A 17,679-nucleotide genomic window follows, 5' to 3' on the forward strand; every position below is an offset into this window, starting at 1 on the left:
GCCGGCGCCCGCGCCCCGGGGAACGATGTGCGCCTACTGTACCGCGCAGGATCGATCGCGCGGGTGCTGGGCGCGATCGAGTGGCGCGGGCACGTACTGAGGCCCCGGAATCCAGCTGGATTCCGGGGCCTCAGTACGTCGAACGCGAGTTACTTCGCGGCGAAGCGGAAGAGCTTCTTGTTCGCGAATTCGAGCATGCCCACCTTGCCGAGTTCGCGGCCGTAGCCCGACTTCTTCACGCCGCCGAAGGGCACATCCGCGCCCTCGAGGCCGGCGCCGCCGATGAAGACCATGCCGACGTCGAGCTGGTTGCCCACCTGCTCGGCGCGCTCGAGGTCGTCGCAGATGATGACGGAACCCAGGCCGTACGGCGAGGAGTTGGCGAGATCGATCGCCTCCTGGTCGCTCGAGACCTTGTAGAGCTGCGCAACCGGGCCGAACAGCTCCTGGCTGTACACGTCCATCGACGGGGTGATGTTGGTGAGGATCGACGGGGTGTAGAGGTTGCCATCGGGCGTGTTGTCGCCGACGAGCACCTCAGCGCCCTGCTCGATCGCGCCCTGCACCTGCGAGGTGAGCGTCTTCGTCGCGCCCGCCGAGGAGAGCGGACCGAAGTCGCCGGCCTCGTAGGACTGGCCGGCGATGGCCGCCTTGTACTTCTCGGCGAACTCGTCGAACAGCGAATCGATGACGACGATGCGCTTCGAGCCGTTGCACGCCTGACCCGTGTTCTCCATGCGCCCGCCGACCGCGTGCTCGACCGCGTGATCGAGATCATCCGTGTCGAGCACCAGGAACACATCGGAGCCGCCCAGCTCGAGCACGCACTTCTTCAGCGCGCGCCCGGCCTGCTCGGCCACGATCGCGCCTGCGCGCTCCGAGCCGGTCAGCGAGACGCCCTGAATGCGATCGTCGGCGATGATGTCCTCGATCTGCTCGTGCGTCGCGAAGACGTTGACGTAGGCGCCCTTGGGGAACCCGGCGTCGAGGAAGAGCTGCTCGAGCGCGAGTGCCGACTCGGGGCACTGCGCAGCGTGCTTCAGAATGACGGTGTTGCCGAGAATGAGGTTCGGCACGGCGAAGCGCGCGACCTGGTAGTAGGGGTAGTTCCACGGCATGATGCCGAGGATCACGCCCGTGCCCTGGAAGCGGAAGAAGCTCTTCAGCCCGTCCTCGACCTCGAGCTGCTCATCGGCGAGCCACTTCTCGGCGTTGGCGGCGAACGCGGCGCTGATGGCGCCCGAGAACTCGGCCTCGCCGATCGACTGATCGAGGGGCTTGCCCATCTCGCGGTTGATGATCGCGCCGAGCTCCTCCTTGCGCTCCTCGAACAGCTCCGCTGCGCGATGGGCGAGCGCTGCGCGCTCGGCGACGGTGGTCTTGCGCGACCAGTTCTGGTACGTCTCCTGCGCCGACGCGAGCGAGGCTTCGATCTCCTCGGTGGTCGCGTCGGGGTACTCGGCGACTGTCTCGCCCGTAGCCGGATTGATGACGGCGAACGTGCTCATAGGTGACTCACTCCTTAGTGATCGTCGGTGTTGTGCACGCCCAGTCTCCCACATCGGCGGTCGTGAGCACTACCGCCCGAGAGGATCGAATCATGCGAATTCACCGGGTACTCGCCGACGATTTCGGAAGTGGATCGGCGGCGGAGCTGCGGATTCCGTTGCGCTCGCGACCCGAGGCGCGATCCGTCTCAACGGGCCGCCGCACCTATAGGATGATCGCTGTCGCACCCCCGACCTCATAGAGGAGGATTCGCTTTGGCGAAACACACGCTCAGCAACGCCACCGACACCGGGCACATCCACGTCGGCAAAGGCCTGAACCAGAACGCGCTCGGAGTCGTCGGTTCGACGATCATCGGACTCGCCTCGACCGCGCCGCTCTACTCGCTGGCGGCGACGCTCGGATACGTGATTCTCGCCGTCGGCGCGCAAGCCCCGCTCGTGTTCGTCGTGGCCTGCATCCCGATGGTCTTCGCCGCGTTCGCCTATCAAGAGCTCAATCGCGAGATGCCGGACTGCGGCACGACCTTCGTCTGGGGCGCCAAGGCGTTCGGGCCGGTCACCGGATGGATCGGCGGCTGGGCCGTGGCGGTCTCCGCCGTCATGGTGCTCGCCAACGTCGGCGAGATCACCGGCAAGTACTTCTGGTTGCTGCTCGGGAACGAGGAATTCGCCGACAACCGGGTCATCGTGGTGGCGACTTCGGTGGTCTTCATGGCGCTCATGACCTTCATCAGCACGATCGGCGTGCAGATCGGCGAGAAGCTGCAGATGGTGCTCATGACCATCCAGATCGTCGCCATGCTGCTCTTCGGCGTGCTCGCCCTCGTGCACTCGCTCGACGGCAGCAACGCCGGATCCGTCGCGTTCGACTGGCAGTGGTTCAACCCGGCCGAACTCACCTCCTGGTCGGGGTTCATGGAGGCCGTGCTGCTCGCACTCTTCATCTACTGGGGCTGGGACACGTGCCTCGCGCTGAACGAGGAGACCAAGAACCCCCGTAAGACGCCGGGCCGCGCGGCGATCTCGACGATCGTCGTGCTCATCGTGCTCTACGTCGGCATCTCCGTCGCCGTCATGATGTTCGCCGGGTTCGGCGACACCGGCTTCGGTCTCACGAACGAGGCGAACCTCGACGATGTCTTCACCGTGCTCGGCGGCGCCCTCTTCGGGCCGTGGGGCTGGTTCCTGCTGCTCGGCGTCATGCTCTCGGCGGCGTCGTCGACCCAGACCACGATCCTTCCCACGGCTCGAGGCACCCTCTCGATGGCCGTCTACCGGGCGCTGCCGGCGAAGTTCGCGGATCTCCATCCGAAGTTCAAGACGCCGTGGTTCTCGACCACCGTCATGGGCGCTGCAGCCATCGTGTACTACGTCGGCATGTCCATCCTCTCCGAAGACATGCTCGCTGATTCGCTCACGTCGATGGGTCTCGCGGTCGCGCTCTACTACGCCATCACGTCGTTCGCGTGCGCCTGGTACTTCCGCGACACCCTCCGAGACAGCGCGCGCAACCTCTGGATGCGCGGCATCCTGCCCGTCCTCGGCGGGCTGATGCTCGCGTACGCCTTCGTGCAGTCGTGCATCGACATGATCAGCGTCGACTACAGCTACACCGTCATCTTCGGTATCGGCGGCGCCTTCGTCATCGGCGTCGGGGCCCTTTTGCTCGGATTCGTGCTGATGGGCATCTGGTCGCTGCGACCCGCGGCGAAGCCGTTCTTCCGCGGCGAGAGCCTGAATCGGGAGACGCCGATCCTCGTTCCGGACGAATAGCACCGGATCCGTTACGACGTCGTCACGAAGCTGCGCGACGCTCGTGACGACGTCGTAACGCGGATAGCGTGGAATACAGCCATGGGTGAGCGTCTGCAGTGGAAGAAGGTCCTGTCGATCTGGATCGGCATGTACCCGGTCAACGTCGCGACCTCGTGGGTGATCACGATGCTGCCGTGGTGGGGCGGCGTATCGCTGCCCGCACGCTCCGCGATCGTCGTCACCGTCGTCGCGCCGGTCATGTGCCTCATCATGATGCCGGCAGTGACGCGTCTGCTCGCGCCGTGGCTCCGTCGTCGTGCGGTGCACGTGCAGCGCGAGCGAGCGCTGTGCGCGCAGCTCGACGCCCTCTCCGCGGTACTCGGCGCCGACGATCCCGAGCGCTCGACGACGGCTCTCCGCTACGCTGAGAACGGCGCGCAGGGGTGGGGCGACCGGAGCCTCCGGGCGGGCCGCGGGAGGTCACCATGGAGCGTTTCGACACGATCGTCGTCGGAGCTGGAGTATCGGGTCTGACGGCAGCGCGATTCCTCGCGAGGCACGGCCAGCGAGTGGTCGTGCTCGAAGCGCGCGATCGGGTGGGCGGACGCACCTGGAGCGAGCACGCGGACGGCGTGATCACGGATATCGGAGCCTCTTGGATCCATGGGGTCGATGACAATGCGCTCTACACACTGACCCGCGCCTGGAACATGCACGCGATCGAGTTCACCGTCGGCAGCTATCAGCCCGACGGTCGCCCGATCGCCACCTACGGACCGGAGGGGTCGCGGCTCGACGCCGAGACTGCTGCGAGGTTCGCCGACGATCTGCGCGCCGCAGACACGATGCTGGCCGCGATGATCGACGCAGCCCCGGATGGGTCAGCATACGCCGACGCCATCGATCGCGCTCTCGCTGAGCTCGACTGGGATGCGGAACGAGCGGCCCGCGTGCGCGAGTTCCTGCGTCACCGCTCGGAGGAGCAGTACGGCGTCGCCGCCGAGCGCCTGGACGCGCACGGCCTCGACGACGACCAGGTCGAGGGCGATGAGGTGGTGTTTCCCGGCGGATACGACGCGCTCGCACGCGGGCTCTCCGAGGATCTCGACGTGCGCCTGGAGCACGTGGTGCGGCGCGTCGAATGGTCGGACGCGGGTGCGTCCGTGGTGACCGGGCACGGTGAGTTCGCTGCGGATCACGTCGTGGTGACGGTACCCGTCGGCGTGCTCGCATCGGAGGACTTCGTCATCGATCCCGCGCTGCCAGAGCCGGTGGCGAAGGCCCTCGCCGGATTCGAGATGAATGACTTCGAGAAGATCTTCCTGCGGTTCTCCGAGCGCTTCTGGGATGAGGACGTCTACGCCATCCGCAGGCAGGGACCTGCCGCGCTGTGGTGGCACTCCTGGTACGACCTCACCGAGCTGCACGGGGTGCCGACCCTGCTCACCTTCGCCGCGGGCCCCAGCGCTCAGGCGACTCGTGAGTGGAACGACGACGAGATCGCGTCCTCGGTGCTCGCCTCGCTCCGCGAGATCTACGGCGTCGCCGTGACCGACCCCGAAACCGTCCGCGTCTCGCGGTGGCGAGACGACCCCTACTCGCGCGGTTCATACGCTTTCATGACGCCGGGTTCCCGCACCGAGCACCACGATGTGCTCGCCACGCCGATCGGCGGAGCAGAAGGATCCGGCGGCGTGCTGCACCTGGCCGGCGAAGCGACGTGGACGGAGGATCCCGCGACCGTCACCGCCGCGCTCTACTCCGGGCACCGGGCCGCTGAGCGCATCCTCGGCCGGGCGCTCGACTTCACGGCTCTGGCTCCGGAGGCCCCGACGACGACCGCCTCCTAGTTTCGGAGGCCGGTTCAGCGGTGAGCCGCGTGCGCCGCCGTCGAGTTCGCCTCACTGCGAACCACGCGGCCCCCGCTCCCAGTGCACCCAGGAGGAGCCACGGCAGGAGCACCCCGAGCAGTACGAGTGCGCCCGATGCCGCCGCCCCCATCGATGCGAAACCGGTGAGGAGCCCCTCCCAGAAGTTGGCCGGCCCGCCACCCGGAAGCGCACTCGGCGCGCTCAGCGTCACGGTGACGGTCGCCTCGTCGACCTGGCCCTCGAGCACCTCGAGTTGGGCGCGCAATCCATCGAGTTCCTGCTGCCGCTCGGCGAGCGCGGACTCGGCCTCGATGAGCTCGCCGGTCGTCGCAGCCCCGCTCATGAGATCGGTGAGACGCTGCACTGACCGTTCGAGTGCCTCGACGCGCGCCTGCAGGTCGACGCGCTCGGCGGTGACGTCGACGGCCGAACGGCTCTGCGAGACGACCGACCCGACCCCCGCGAGTTCGGAGAACGCGTCATCGAGTCGCTGGGAGGGAACGCGCACCGTCATGCTCGCCTCGGCGTTCGCCCCGTCGCCTGAACGTTGCACATGCTCCGACTCGATCGTGCCATCGAGGTCGGTCACAATGGCACGCACGCGATCCATCGCCCCGGAGGGGTCGGAGACCTCGATCAGCAGCTCGCCCGTGCGGATCACGGAGCGTTCGGTCGAGACATCCTGCCCGGATGCCTCATCGCTGGCAACCCCTGGTTCCGACGATGCAGAACGGGGTGCGGGAGCGGCGCCTGAGGAAGGGGCACCTGAGTCGGCGGGCTCAGCACCCGTGCACGCGGAGAGCGGGATGAGCAGCAGCGCGGCCGTCAGGAGCGCGGCGTACGTGCGGCGCGGGCGTCGGGCCGACAAGCGTCTGGGATGCATGGCTTCATCGTAAGCCGCGGCGGGCTCGTTCGCGGCTGCGAACGATGAGGTGCTGCATCGAAACGAGCGGGGTGCAGTAGTTGCGTCGCCGTGTTTCCCGCTCAGCCAGGGCGCGATGCTACGGAAGCGGAATGGAGAGCGTTCCGGTCTCTGCCGGGGGCTCGATCGAGCGGCCCTTGAGATCGGGCATCCAACGCAGGGTCGAGACGGCGATGATCGCGCAGATGACGAGCAGCCCAGCTGAGACGGCGATGGCACCGTGTGCGCCCGCGATGTCGATCGCGATGCCGGCGAAGGCCGATCCGGTTGCCACACCGACGAGGGTGCCGGTGCCGATCCATCCGTAGGCTTCGGCGGTTTCGGAGAAGCGGACGGTGGAGCTGACGATGTTCGAGATCGCGGCGAAGGTGGGCGCAGTTCCGAGACCGCCGATGAACAGGACGGCGCTCAGCCACCAGATGTTCAGGCTGAGCAGGCACGCGGAGGTTCCCGCGAGCACGAGGAGGATGCGGAGCGCCGGCGACCAGGGCCGCATCTCGCGGTGCCCGATGAGCAGACCGCCCACGAGCGAGCCTCCGGCGAAGATCGCGAGCACGATGCCCGATTCGATGCTGCCGTGCCCGCCGTTCGGCCCGACGAATGCGGCGACGATGCCCGCCTCGATCGCTGCGAACGAAGCGACGAAGAAGAAGCTGACGACAGTGCCGATGACCACCGTCGGGTACCGCAGCACGGCGCCCAGCCCGCGCTTCGAGGGCGGAAGCTTGACTTGCCCGAGCGCCGGGCTCGAGATGAACCAGGCGCCGCCGAGCAGCATGAAGCCCGCTGCAACGCAGAGGCCGGCAGCGGTGCTGAACTGCGAGGTGACGAAAACGGCGACGACCGGGCCGATCACCCAGATGATCTCCTGCGCGGCTGCGTCGAGCGAGAACAGCGCCTGCAACTGCTTGCCCGGCACGAGTTTCGGGTACATCGTGCGCACGGCGGGCGTGATCGGCGGCGTCGTCAGTCCGACCAGCAGGGCGATTCCCGTGACGATGGGCAGGGGGAGATGCACGACGGCGATGACCACGAGCAGCACCGAGCACGCGATCGATGTCACGGTGAGCACGGGGCGCATGCCCCACTTGCCCATGAGCCGGCTGCTCAGCGGACCGGAGACGGCCTGGCCGACGCTCTGCGACGCGAGCACGATGCCCGCGGAGGTGTAGTCACCGTAGGCGAGCTGAATGTGGAGCAGCACGATGATCGACAGCATCCCGAAGGGGAAGCGCGCCATGAGCTGCGACCCGAGCACGCGGAAGACGCCGGGATTGCTCCCCAGATCACGATACAAGCCCATCAGACGAGTATACGCGTGGTATCGGCGATATTCGAGTGCTCAGGCCACTGATTCGCGCGTCGTTTCGATGAAGAGCGAGCGAATCCGAGGTGTCCGCGGCGCTCGACGAGACACGCCCCTTCCCGCCGCTGCATGTTCGGCAGACGAGACAGCACTGCCGGGCGGAGCGTCTCGATGATCGCTCCGCCCGGCAGTGCTGGAGATCCGCTTCGGTCAGCGGCTGGTGCTGCTCGTCGAGTAGACCGTGCCACCCGAGCTCTGGGCGCGACGACCCGATCGACGACGCCCGCCGTCGGATCCGGCGCCAGCGCCCTGGCCGCGCGACTGCCCGCGCTCGCCCTGCTGGCTCTGTCCGCCCTGACCGCCGCCCTGTCCGCCGCGGCGCTGTCCGCCGCCGCCCTGAGCGCCGGAGCCCTGGCCCGAAGACCGTCGCTGCTGGCCGTCACCCGACTGACCCTGACCGGCGCTCGCCGATCCGGCACTGCGACCGCGACCGCCGCGCGAGCGCTTGCGCTTCGCGTTCGCTCCCGTGCTCGATCCTTCGCCCGCCGGGCTGTGGCCGGCGGCGCGCTGCTGTGCCGTCTGCGCCGCCGCGCGCTTGCGCTCGGTCTCGCGGGGGTCGACGCGGGGCGCGATCTCGCCGATGAGCGAGAGCACCTCAGGATCGATGTTCGCCGCGCTCGGGTTCACGGTACGGGGCGTGACGTGAATCTTGGCTGCACGCATGATCTGACGCATCTCGCCGCGCTGCTCCGGCAGCACCAGCGTGACGACATCGCCCTCGTTGCCTGCGCGGGCCGTACGACCCGAGCGGTGCAGGTACGCCTTGTGCTCGACGGGCGGGTCGATGTGCACGACGAGATCGACGCCGTCGACGTGCACGCCGCGCGCTGCGACGTCGGTCGCCACGAGAACCCGGGCTTCGCCGCTCACGAACTCGGCGAGGTTGCGGTCGCGCGCGTTCTGGGACAGGTTTCCCTGCAGTTCGACCGCGGGGATGCCGGCGGTGGTGAGCTGCTTCGCGAGCTTCTTGGCCTGATGCTTCATCCGGGTGAAGAAGATGCGGCGAGCGGTGCCCGACGCCAGCGCTTCGATGAGCGCATCCTTCTGATCCTTGCCCGCGACCTCGAAGACGTGGTGCGTGAGCTGCGGAACCGGTGACTCGGCGGAATCGACGGAGTGCCGGATCGGGTCGTGGAGGTACTTCTTCACCACGTTGTCCACGCCGTTGTCGAGGGTCGCGCTGAAGAGGAGACGCTGTCCCTGCTTCGGCGTCGCGTTCAGAATGCGCGTGACGACGGGCAGGAAGCCCATGTCGGCCATGTGGTCGGCCTCGTCGAGCACCGTGATCTCAACCGAGCTGAGATCGACGAGACGCTGCTTCATGAGGTCGTCGAGGCGACCCGGTGCGGCGACGACGATGTCGATGCCGCCTTCGAGGGCGACTTCCTGGCGGCGCTGCGGCACGCCGCCGAAGATGGTCGTGACCTTGACGCCCATCGGGTCGGCGAGCATCTTCAGCGTCTCGGCGATCTGGGTGACGAGCTCGCGGGTCGGGGCGAGCACGATCGCGCGCGGGCGACTCGGGCGGCGCTTCTTGGCCGCATCCTCGGCGAGGTTCGCCACCAGGGGGATGCCGAACGCGATCGTCTTGCCCGAGCCGGTGCGGCCGCGGCCGAGCACGTCGCGCCCGGCGAGCGTGTCGGGAAGCGTGTCGCGCTGGATCGGGAAGGGTGCGTCCTTGCCGTTCTTGGCGAGGGCGTCTGCAATGGGTGCGGGAACCCCGAGATCCAGGAAGGAAGGCGTTGGGGCGGTGGTCTGTTCGGTCACGGGGACCTTTCATGCACAAGCGCGAGCCGTCGTCGTACCTCGAGCGCATGGCTCTGGCAGGCGTAACGCGCGGCGTCGCGGCTAAGTCGGCGAGTGCGCGGTTGCGCATCCGTTCGCCGCAGAGAGTCCGAGGTCTGGCGGGTCGAAGTCTCGACCGCCGCCTGCTGAGAATCAGCGACGCACGAGCCGGCTCGGCCGACTCGCAACGACCAGCTTAGCGGGTCTGGCTGAGAGCCGTGCACGGCCGCGGCGTTTTCTCCCGTGTGAAAGATCGAGCGTTCTTTCGTACGTTTTGTGACGGGATGAGTGTCGGAGGCGGCCCGCACTCTGCCAGCATGTGGCCATGGGACGGATCACGATACGCGAATTCCACGACGACGACCTCGACGCGGTCGTCCGCTTGTGGTGGGAGGCGCACTCCACATCGGAGCAGCCGGTGTACTCGCTCGCCGAGGTCACCGCCTCGTGTCGCGAGGACCATGCGGTGGTCGCGGTCCGCGATGATCACGTGGTGGCCGCCGCGGTCGGTCGGGCGGCCCACGCGCAGGGGTGGATCGTGTTCTTCGGGGTCGATGAGGATGCGCGCAGCGACAATACCTCTGGCGCGCTGCTCGACGCGCTCGAACGGAAGATGGCGCCGCTCGGGCTCGGCACGCTCTCGGTGCTGACGCCGGAGAGCAGTCGTATCGACCTGCTCACCTCGAACGGATTCCAGTTGCAGCACAACCTGCGCTACTTGGAGCGGCAGATGCCCGTGCAGCGACGCGAGCTCGAGTTGTTGAAGGATCTGGGCGGTCGGATCCTGCCCCGCCACTTGTGGGAGCAGGTCGCCGGGATGCGGCACGAGAAGCAGCTGCTCGAGGAGCGCCTCGTGGCGCCGCTCGCGCAGCCCGATCTCGCCGACCGGTACGGTGTGGTGCCGCCGCACGCGGTGATGCTGTTCGGGCCGCCCGGCACGGGGAAGACGACCTTCGCGAAGGCCGTGGCATCGCGGCTCGACTGGCCGTTCATCGAGGTCTTCCCGTCGCGTCTCGGGGACGGCGTCACGAGTATGGCTTCCTCGCTCCGGGCCGTCTTCGAGCAGATCGCGGAGTTGGAGCACGGCGTGGTGTTCATCGACGAGGTCGAGGAGATCGCGTCGCAGCGCAGCGACCCGCCGACGCCGACGCAGGGTGTCACCAATGAGTTGCTCAAGGTCGTCGCGGACTTCCGCGACCGGGAGGGCATGCTGCTGGTGTGCGCGACGAACTTCGTGCGCGCGCTGGACGCGGCCTTTCTCAGGCACGGCCGGTTCGACTACGTGCTGCCCATCGGACTGCCGGACGCCGAGGCCCGAGAGGCGATCTGGCGCCGGTACGTGCCGACCAGCGTGTCGCCCGCGATCGACTTCGCTCAGCTCGTTCGGGTGAGCGAAGGGCTCACGCCCGCCGATATCGAGTACGCCGCGCGTCGCGCCTCCCAGGATGCGCTGGCGCGAGTGCTCAGGGGCGGGGAGGACGCGGCTCGCTCCGCCGCGTCCGCGACATCGCCCACGCATCTCTCGACCGACGATTACACCGCGGCGCTCTCCGTGACGCGCGCCACCGTCTCGACGGAGCAGCAGGAGGCCTTTCTCGAGGACATCGAGGCGCTGGCCCGCCTGTAGCCGTCGATTCTCTCTGGCGCAGCGCTGCCAGCACTCGATGTCGGACGCACGCGGTAGCGTCGGAGGCAGCCGCCGCGCAGGCCATCGAGCCGGCACCCATCGCGGCGTCGATGAAGGGAGCGCGCATGTTCGTGCAGGATCGGCCGGCCGGTGCCGGGCATCGCGTCGTCACCAGCGCGAGCGACCTCACTGCGGCGAGCCGCTGCGAGTTCGCCTTTCTGCGCCGATTCGACGCGAAACTCGGTCGCGATGTGGCGGTGCCGCCCGACGACGACCCGATGCTGCAGCGCGCTGCACGTCTCGGCGACGCGCACGAGGAGCGCGTGCTGGCGGGTTACATCGACCGGCTCGGTGCGGGCACCAGCGGCTCTGCCGGGGGAGTGGTCTCAGTGCCGCGACCCGAATCGATGTCGGCGAGTGACCTCGGGGCGGTCGCCTTCGAGACCGTGCGAGCGCTCGCGGGCGGCGCCGAGGTCGTCTTTCAGGCGACATTCTTCGACCCCGAGCAGCGCCCGGCGCGAGGTGGCGAGCCCGAAATCGGGTTCGTCGGATTCGCCGACTTCTTGCGCCGCCTTCCCGACGGCCGGTACGAGGTGCAAGACACGAAGCTCGCGCGCCGAGCGAAGGTGACGGCGCTCATGCAGCTCGCGGCCTACGCCGAGCAGCTCGAGCGCGTCGGTGTGGCCGTTGCCGAGACGGCGGTGCTCATCTTGGGAGACGGCGCCGAATCGAGACACCGCATCTCCGACATCGCTCCCGTGTTTCGCGCACGTCGGGCTCGCATGCACGCCCTGCTCACCGCACGGTTCAGCGCAGCCGGCCTCGACGGCGATCGCTCGCACGCCGAGCCGATCGCCTGGGGCGCCTCGGGCATCGTCGCCTGCGGGCGATGCGAGGTCTGCACCCCCGAAGTGGAGCGCACCCGCGACCCGCTGATCATCGCCGGCATCCGCGCCACGCAACGAGATGCGCTCGTCGCCGCGGGGCTCGACACCGTCGACCGCGTCGCGGAGGCTCTCGATCCGGTGCACTCGGAGACCGTGCAGGTGCCGGGCGTCGCTGGTCCCGTGCTGCTCCGGCTCGCGGAGCAGGCGCAGCTGCAGGTGCGGGCACTGGCTGCCGGCGAAGGATCCGCGCCGCCGTTTCTCGTCGCGCAGCCGGGCGCGCTCGCGGCGATCCCCGAGCCGAACCCCGGCGACCTCTTCTTCGATTTCGAGGGCGACCCGTTGTTTCGAGCTCCTGGCCCCGATGACACCGCGCACTGGGGCATCGACTATCTCTTCGGAATGGTCGATACTGACGAGCGATTCACCGCCATCTGGGCGCACGATCTCATGGCAGAGCGACGCGCCCTCGAAGCGTTTCTCGCGTGCGTAGCGGAGCGCAGGCAGCGGTACCCCGGCATGAAGATCTACCACTACGCCGCATACGAGCGCACGCACCTCGCCTCCATCGCCGCCCGCCACGGCGTCGGAGAAGCGGAGGTCGACGCGCTGCTCCGCGAGCACGTGCTCGTCGACCTGTATCCGATCGTGCGCGCGGCACTTCGCGTCGGCACGCGATCGTACTCGATCAAAAAGCTCGAACCGCTCTACATGGGCGACGAACTGCGCGACGAAGCGGGCGTGACGAGCGGCGCGCAGTCGGTGACCGAGTATGCCGAGGCGAGCGCTCAGCTCAGCTCCGAAGACCCGGCGATCCGCCTCGAGGGCCAGCGGCGCATGGATGCGATCGGCGACTACAACCGTTACGACTGCGTCTCGACGCTGCGGCTGCGCGACTGGCTGCTGCGGCTCGCCGAGGAGCACGGCGTCGCACCGTATGTTCCTGAGCCCGCGTTGTCCGAGAGCCGGCCGCAGCTCGAGCTGAGCCGCATCGGCGCCGAACTCGCAGAACACGCCACTGCGTTCGCCGAGCACGATCGGCCAGCCGACCGAGCCGCAGCCGCCCTCGCAGCGAGCGCCATCGACTATCACGAGCGCGAGCAGAAATCGTTCTGGTGGGCCCACTTCGCCCGAATGGTCGATCCCATCGAAGACTGGGCGGATACGCGCGACGTGCTCGTCGTGGATCCGAGTTCGAGCCGCGTCGAGGCGGACTGGCATGTGCCGCCGCGAGCGCGCGCCGAGCGGCGGCACATGCGCCTCGCCGGGGAAGCCGCCCCTGGATCGCGGTTTCGGGAGAACGGCGACGCGTTCGCCCTGTACGCGCACCCATCGCCCTTCCCGCAGTACGGCGCCGCGCCGGGCTCCCGCGGCGCGAGGCAGGTGAGCATCCTCGAAGCCCGCGACGACGGCGCGACGGTGCAAGAGACCCTGCCGGCGAAGGTCGAGCACTATGCAGTCCTCCCGGTGGCGCTGACGCCCGGGCCGCCGCCGCGTGCTGGCGCCCAGAAGAGCGCGATCGAAGAGTGGGGTGCCGCGCTCGCCCGGTCGCTGGATCGCGGATCGTTTCCCGCCGATCCGGCGGTCGACCTGCTGCGCAGAGTACCGCCGCGTCTCAGCGGGGGAACGGCGCTCGTCTCGCCCGGGTCCGGGCAGGCGCTCGAGGCAGCGGGTGGCGATGTCGACGCGCGCCGAATCGGAGCCGTCATCGCCTCCCTGCTGCAGCTCGATCGGTCAGCGCTCGCCGTGCAGGGTCCGCCGGGAACGGGAAAGACCTATCTCGCCGCCCGCGTCATCCGGCAGCTGGTCGAGCGACACCAGTGGACCATCGGCGTCGTCGCCCAATCGCATCGGGTCGTCGAGAACGTACTCACGGGCGTCGTGCGAGCCGGACTGGCCCCGGCCCTGGTCGGGAAGGCGGCCCAGCGAGGGGCGGACCCCGCAGATGTCGCCGCAGCGCCGTACACAGTGCTCCGCAGCGGTGGGCAGGCTTCATTTCTCGCGGGGCATCGACGCGCCGAGCGCGGCGCTGTCATCGGAGGCACCGCATGGGACTTCAGCAACGCTGAACGAGTGGCGCGGCAAGAGCTCGACCTGCTCGTCGTCGACGAGGCCGGCCAGTTCTCGCTGGCCCCGACGATCGCCGCCTCGGTCGCCGCTCGCCGCGTGCTGCTGCTCGGAGACCCGCAGCAGCTGCCCCAGGTCTCGCAAGGATCGCACCCCGAGCCGGTCGACACCTCGGCGCTGGGGTGGCTGCTCGGCGAGCACGAGACGATCCCCGAGCACCTCGGCTACTTCCTCGCAGAGACCAGGCGCATGAGACCCGAGCTCGCGGCAGTGGTCTCCGAGCTGGCATACGAGGGCCGCCTGCACGCGCATGCGAGCGCTTCAGAACGCGAGGTGATCGGCGTCGGCGCAGCGGGCGTGCACTGGCACGCGGTGCAGCACAGCGGCAATTCGACGCACTCCGAAGCGGAGGCGCAACGGGTCGTCGAAGTCGTTCGTCGTTCGCTGCAGGGAACGCTGCGCACCGTCGGCGACGTCGATCGAGCGCTCACCCCTGCCGACCTGATCGTAGTCGCGCCCTACAATGCGCAGGTCGAATGCGTGTCGCGCGAGCTGCACCGTGCGGGCCTCGGCGAGGTCCGGGTCGGCACCGTCGACAAGTTCCAGGGTCAGGAGGCGGTGATCGCCATCGTGACCCTCGCCGCGTCCAGCGCCGCCGACGTTCCTCGTGGTCTCGAATTCCTCCTCATGAGAAACCGACTGAACGTGGCGATCAGCCGAGCGCAGTGGGCCGCCCACATCATCTCCTCCGACCGGCTCGGAGACGGCCTGCCGACGAGCGCCGAGGGAGTCGCTGCGCTCTCCGGCTATCTGCGCCTTGTGGAACGAGCCCACCCCGCTAACGTGGAGTCATGGTGAATCCTGGAGGACCCCTCAAGACGCCGCCGTCCACGCCGCTGCCGCCGCGGTCAGGATCCGCAGCCGGCGAGCAGACAGCACCGCGGTCCGTCGCGGTGCGGCCCGGTGTCTCGCGAAGGTCGAGCATTCCGGCGTTCGAAGTCATGCGGATCACCGACGAAATCGCGCGGCGCCGAGCCGGTGGCCACGACGTCGTCTCGCTCTGCGCTGGAGAGCCGAGCGCGCGAGCCATTCCGGGCACGCTGAAGCCGGCGGGCTACACCGGGCCCCTCGGCACTGCCCCACTCCGCGAAGCCGTCGCAGGGCACTACCGGGAGTGGTACGACGTCGAGATCGATCCAGCCACCGTTGCGATCACCACCGGCTCATCCGGAGCCTTCCAGCTCGCATTCCTCGCAGCGTTCGATCCCGGTGACCGGGTCGCCCTCGCGAGCCCCGGGTACCCGGCGTACCGCAACATTCTCACCGCGCTCGGCGTGCACGTCGTCGAGATCCCCACCGGGCCCGAGAGTCGCTACCAGCCGACACCCGCGCTGCTCGACGCGGCAGTCGCGGAGCACGGCGACCTCGCGGGGCTCGTGATCGCGTCCCCGGCCAATCCGACGGGCACCATGCTCGACCGCGCGGCGCTCACGGCACTGGTCGCCTGGTGCTCGCTGCGCGGCGTGCGCCTCGTGAGCGACGAGATCTATCACGGCATCACATTCGCGGGCGACGGAGCGGACCATCGCGGCGTGACCGCTCGCGAGCTCGACGCCGAGGCGATCGTCGTCAACTCGTTCTCGAAGTACTGGGGCATGACGGGGTGGCGTCTCGGCTGGGCGATCCTTTCGGACGCGCTCGTCGGTCCATTCGAAGCACTCGCCTCGAACTTCGCCCTCTCACCGCCGGCCCCGGCGCAAGAACTCGCGCTCTCCGCCTTCTCGCCCGAGACGTATGCCGAGCGCGACGCCATTGTGGCGGGGTTCGCCCGGGCACGCCAGCTGATTCTCGACGCTGAAAGCTCGCTCGGCTGGGGCGTCGCCGCCCCCTCGGACGGCGCGTTCTACTACTACTCCGAGCTCGGGCCGCAGCTCGAGCGCTTCACGGATTCGGTTGAGTACGCACGGCGCCTGCTCGCGGACGCTGACGTCGCGGTCGTACCGGGCGTCGACTTCGACCCCGTAGACGGGTCGCGAGCTGTGCGCCTCTCCTATGCGGCCGGAGAACCAGCCGTGGCGGAGGCGCTCGACCGCATCATCCGATTCCAGGGCTGACGCGGCAGCGACGAAACCGTCGCCCTACCCGTCGATGCGGATCGGAGTGCCTGCGGCGATTCCGATGCGGCGCTGCAGGGCCTCGTCGACGGCGGGCGCGCCGAGATCCGCGATCCCGAGCCACTGAACGGCACTCCGGGAGTCCGCGCCCAGCGAGAATACGACCGTGCGCACCGACTCGGCGAGCGGGCCTTCGAGTGTTGCGACCGCGCGGGCAAGCGCAGAGCGCGCCGCTTTGCCGAGGACGGCGGGGTCCTGCTGCTCGCCGTGCAGGGGCACCTCGGCGCGTGCATATGTGACCCCGTCGCCGGTCACGACCTCGCCCACGACGAGCGCCCCATCGCGGCGCACCGCCGCTTCGAGATCAGCGCTGGTCGAACCCGGCGTCACAGTCGTGAAGGGGAGCGGAATGCCCGAAGGGGCGCCCCCGTCATCGTGATGATGATCGGGAGACGCCCCTCCGAATGAGAACTTCAAATCCATGAGTTCCAGGGTACGCGCTTCGCAGCAGCTCGGTGCACCGCGAAGCGCGCGGGCACGAGTTACGCGTTCGCCGCGAGCACCTCGTCGATGCTCGAGTACGCGAGCTCGGGGAACGCGTCAGCGACACCCTTGAAGGTCAGCACACCGTCGTGGGCGTTCAGGCCCTTGGCGAGGGACTCGTCCGACTGCAGCGCGGAGACCCAGCCCTTGTCGGCGAGTGCGACGACGTAGGGGAGCGTGGCGTTGGTGAGCGCAGCGGTCGAGGTCTCGGGCACGGCACCCGGCATGTTCGCCACGCAGTAGTAGATCGAGTTGTGCACCTGGAAGGTGGGATCGTCGTGCGTCGTGGGACGCGAGTTCTCGAAGCAGCCGCCCTGGTCGATCGCGATGTCGACGAGCACGGAGCCCGGCTTCATCTGCGCGACCATCTCGTCGGTGACGAGCTTCGGCGCCTTCTCGCCCGGGATCAGCACGGAGCCGATGACGAGATCGGCGTCCTTGAGCGACTCGGTGATGTTGTGCGCGTTCGAGGTGCGGGTCTGGATGCGGCCGCCGAACTCGTCTTCGAGCTGCTTGAGGCGGGGGATCGAGATGTCGATCACGGTGACCTCTGCGCCCATGCCGAACGCGATGCGAGCGGCCTGCTCGCCGGCAGCGCCGCCGCCGATGACGACGACCTTGCCGCGACGCGTGGCGGTCACGCCGCCGAGCAGGACTCCGCGCCCGCCGTTGGCCTTCATGAGCGAGTAGGCGCCGACCTGAGCCGAGAGGCGACCGGCGACCTCGGACATGGGGGCCAGGAGGGGCAGGGCGCGGCCGGCCTGAACCGTCTCGTACGCGATGGCAGTGGTGCCAGACTCGAGAACCTTCTCGGTCAGCGTCTTGTCAGCGGCGAGGTGCAGGTAGGTGAAGAGCACCTGGCCCTTGCGCAGCTTGTCGTACTCGGCAGCGATGGGCTCCTTGACCTTGAGGATCATGTCGGACTTCGCCCACACGTCCTCGGCGCCTTCGACGATCTGCGCGCCGGCGGCGGCGTACTCGTCGTCGGTGATGGCCGAGCCGATGCCTGCACCGGCCTGTACGAGCACCTCGTGCCCGCGGCGGGTGAGCTCGACGACGCCGGCCTGCGTGATAGCGACGCGGTTCTCGTTGTTCTTGATTTCGGTGGGAATACCGACGCGCATGAGAAGCTCCAATGGGATCTGCGATGTACTGATGCGATGCCGACTCGCTGACCGGCCTCGTGCGGCGCGATCCGTTGCGGTCGAACCACTACAGTGTGCAGTATATTCGT

12 protein-coding genes are annotated in these 17,679 nt (G+C 68.6%); 6 read left to right on the forward strand and 6 right to left on the reverse strand.

What is annotated here, in order from left to right:
* Positions 1-149: 149 nt before the first annotated feature.
* Positions 150-1,508: an NAD-dependent succinate-semialdehyde dehydrogenase gene (locus tag WFH23_RS13220; RefSeq protein WP_090150074.1), complete on the reverse strand. Its 1,359-nt coding sequence runs from the start codon at positions 1,506-1,508 to the stop codon at positions 150-152.
* Positions 1,509-1,763: 255 nt separating this feature from the next.
* Between WFH23_RS13220 and WFH23_RS13225 the strand changes: the two genes are divergently transcribed.
* From WFH23_RS13225 to WFH23_RS13235, 3 genes are all read left to right on the forward strand, one after another.
* Positions 1,764-3,284: an APC family permease gene (locus WFH23_RS13225; protein ID WP_090150070.1), complete on the forward strand. Its 1,521-nt coding sequence runs from the start codon at positions 1,764-1,766 to the stop codon at positions 3,282-3,284.
* Between the two features lie 81 nt (positions 3,285-3,365).
* Complete coding sequence (locus WFH23_RS13230) at positions 3,366-3,800, forward strand: hypothetical protein (protein ID WP_336662872.1); 435 nt, start codon at positions 3,366-3,368, stop codon at positions 3,798-3,800.
* A complete protein-coding gene (locus WFH23_RS13235; protein WP_336662873.1) occupies positions 3,752-5,116 on the forward strand; it encodes a flavin monoamine oxidase family protein in 1,365 nt (454 codons plus the stop codon). Before WFH23_RS13230 ends, WFH23_RS13235 begins: the two co-directional genes overlap by 49 nt.
* Here WFH23_RS13235 and WFH23_RS13240 read toward each other — a convergent pair.
* The 3 genes from WFH23_RS13240 to WFH23_RS13250 form a co-directional block, all read right to left on the reverse strand.
* Positions 5,073-6,020 (reverse strand): DUF4349 domain-containing protein, encoded by a 948-nt coding sequence (locus WFH23_RS13240; RefSeq protein ID WP_336662874.1) that lies wholly within the window; start codon positions 6,018-6,020, stop codon positions 5,073-5,075. The two genes, WFH23_RS13235 and WFH23_RS13240, sit on opposite strands and share 44 nt — an antisense overlap.
* Before the next feature lie 118 nt (positions 6,021-6,138).
* Positions 6,139-7,362 (reverse strand): MFS transporter, encoded by a 1,224-nt coding sequence (locus WFH23_RS13245; protein WP_090150058.1) that lies wholly within the window; start codon positions 7,360-7,362, stop codon positions 6,139-6,141.
* 213 nt (positions 7,363-7,575) lie between these two features.
* On the reverse strand, positions 7,576-9,192 hold the full coding sequence (locus tag WFH23_RS13250; protein WP_336662875.1) for a DEAD/DEAH box helicase: 1,617 nt from the start codon (positions 9,190-9,192) through the stop codon (positions 7,576-7,578).
* Between the two features lie 343 nt (positions 9,193-9,535).
* On the opposite strand from WFH23_RS13250, the gene WFH23_RS13255 reads away from it, so the two are divergent.
* From WFH23_RS13255 to WFH23_RS13265, 3 genes are all read left to right on the forward strand, one after another.
* Positions 9,536-10,837 carry an ATP-binding protein gene (locus tag WFH23_RS13255; protein ID WP_090150052.1) on the forward strand — a complete coding sequence of 434 codons (1,302 nt, stop codon included), beginning with the start codon at positions 9,536-9,538 and terminating at the stop codon, positions 10,835-10,837.
* A 125-nt stretch (positions 10,838-10,962) separates the two neighbouring features.
* A complete protein-coding gene (locus tag WFH23_RS13260; RefSeq protein WP_336662877.1) occupies positions 10,963-14,646 on the forward strand; it encodes a TM0106 family RecB-like putative nuclease in 3,684 nt (1,227 codons plus the stop codon).
* Positions 14,640-15,902 carry a pyridoxal phosphate-dependent aminotransferase gene (locus tag WFH23_RS13265; RefSeq protein WP_336662878.1) on the forward strand — a complete coding sequence of 421 codons (1,263 nt, stop codon included), beginning with the start codon at positions 14,640-14,642 and terminating at the stop codon, positions 15,900-15,902. Before WFH23_RS13260 ends, WFH23_RS13265 begins: the two co-directional genes overlap by 7 nt.
* Before the next feature lie 24 nt (positions 15,903-15,926).
* Here WFH23_RS13265 and WFH23_RS13270 read toward each other — a convergent pair whose 3' ends face one another.
* On the reverse strand, positions 15,927-16,385 hold the full coding sequence (locus tag WFH23_RS13270) for a hypothetical protein (protein WP_090150044.1): 459 nt from the start codon (positions 16,383-16,385) through the stop codon (positions 15,927-15,929).
* Positions 16,386-16,444: 59 nt separating this feature from the next.
* Positions 16,445-17,569 carry an alanine dehydrogenase gene (gene ald / locus WFH23_RS13275; protein ID WP_336662879.1) on the reverse strand — a complete coding sequence of 375 codons (1,125 nt, stop codon included), beginning with the start codon at positions 17,567-17,569 and terminating at the stop codon, positions 16,445-16,447.
* Between the last annotated feature and the right edge of the window lie 110 nt (positions 17,570-17,679).

It is taken from the genome of Leucobacter sp. USHLN154 (assembly GCF_037145595.1).
GTDB lineage: Bacteria > Actinomycetota > Actinomycetes > Actinomycetales > Microbacteriaceae > Leucobacter > Leucobacter alluvii.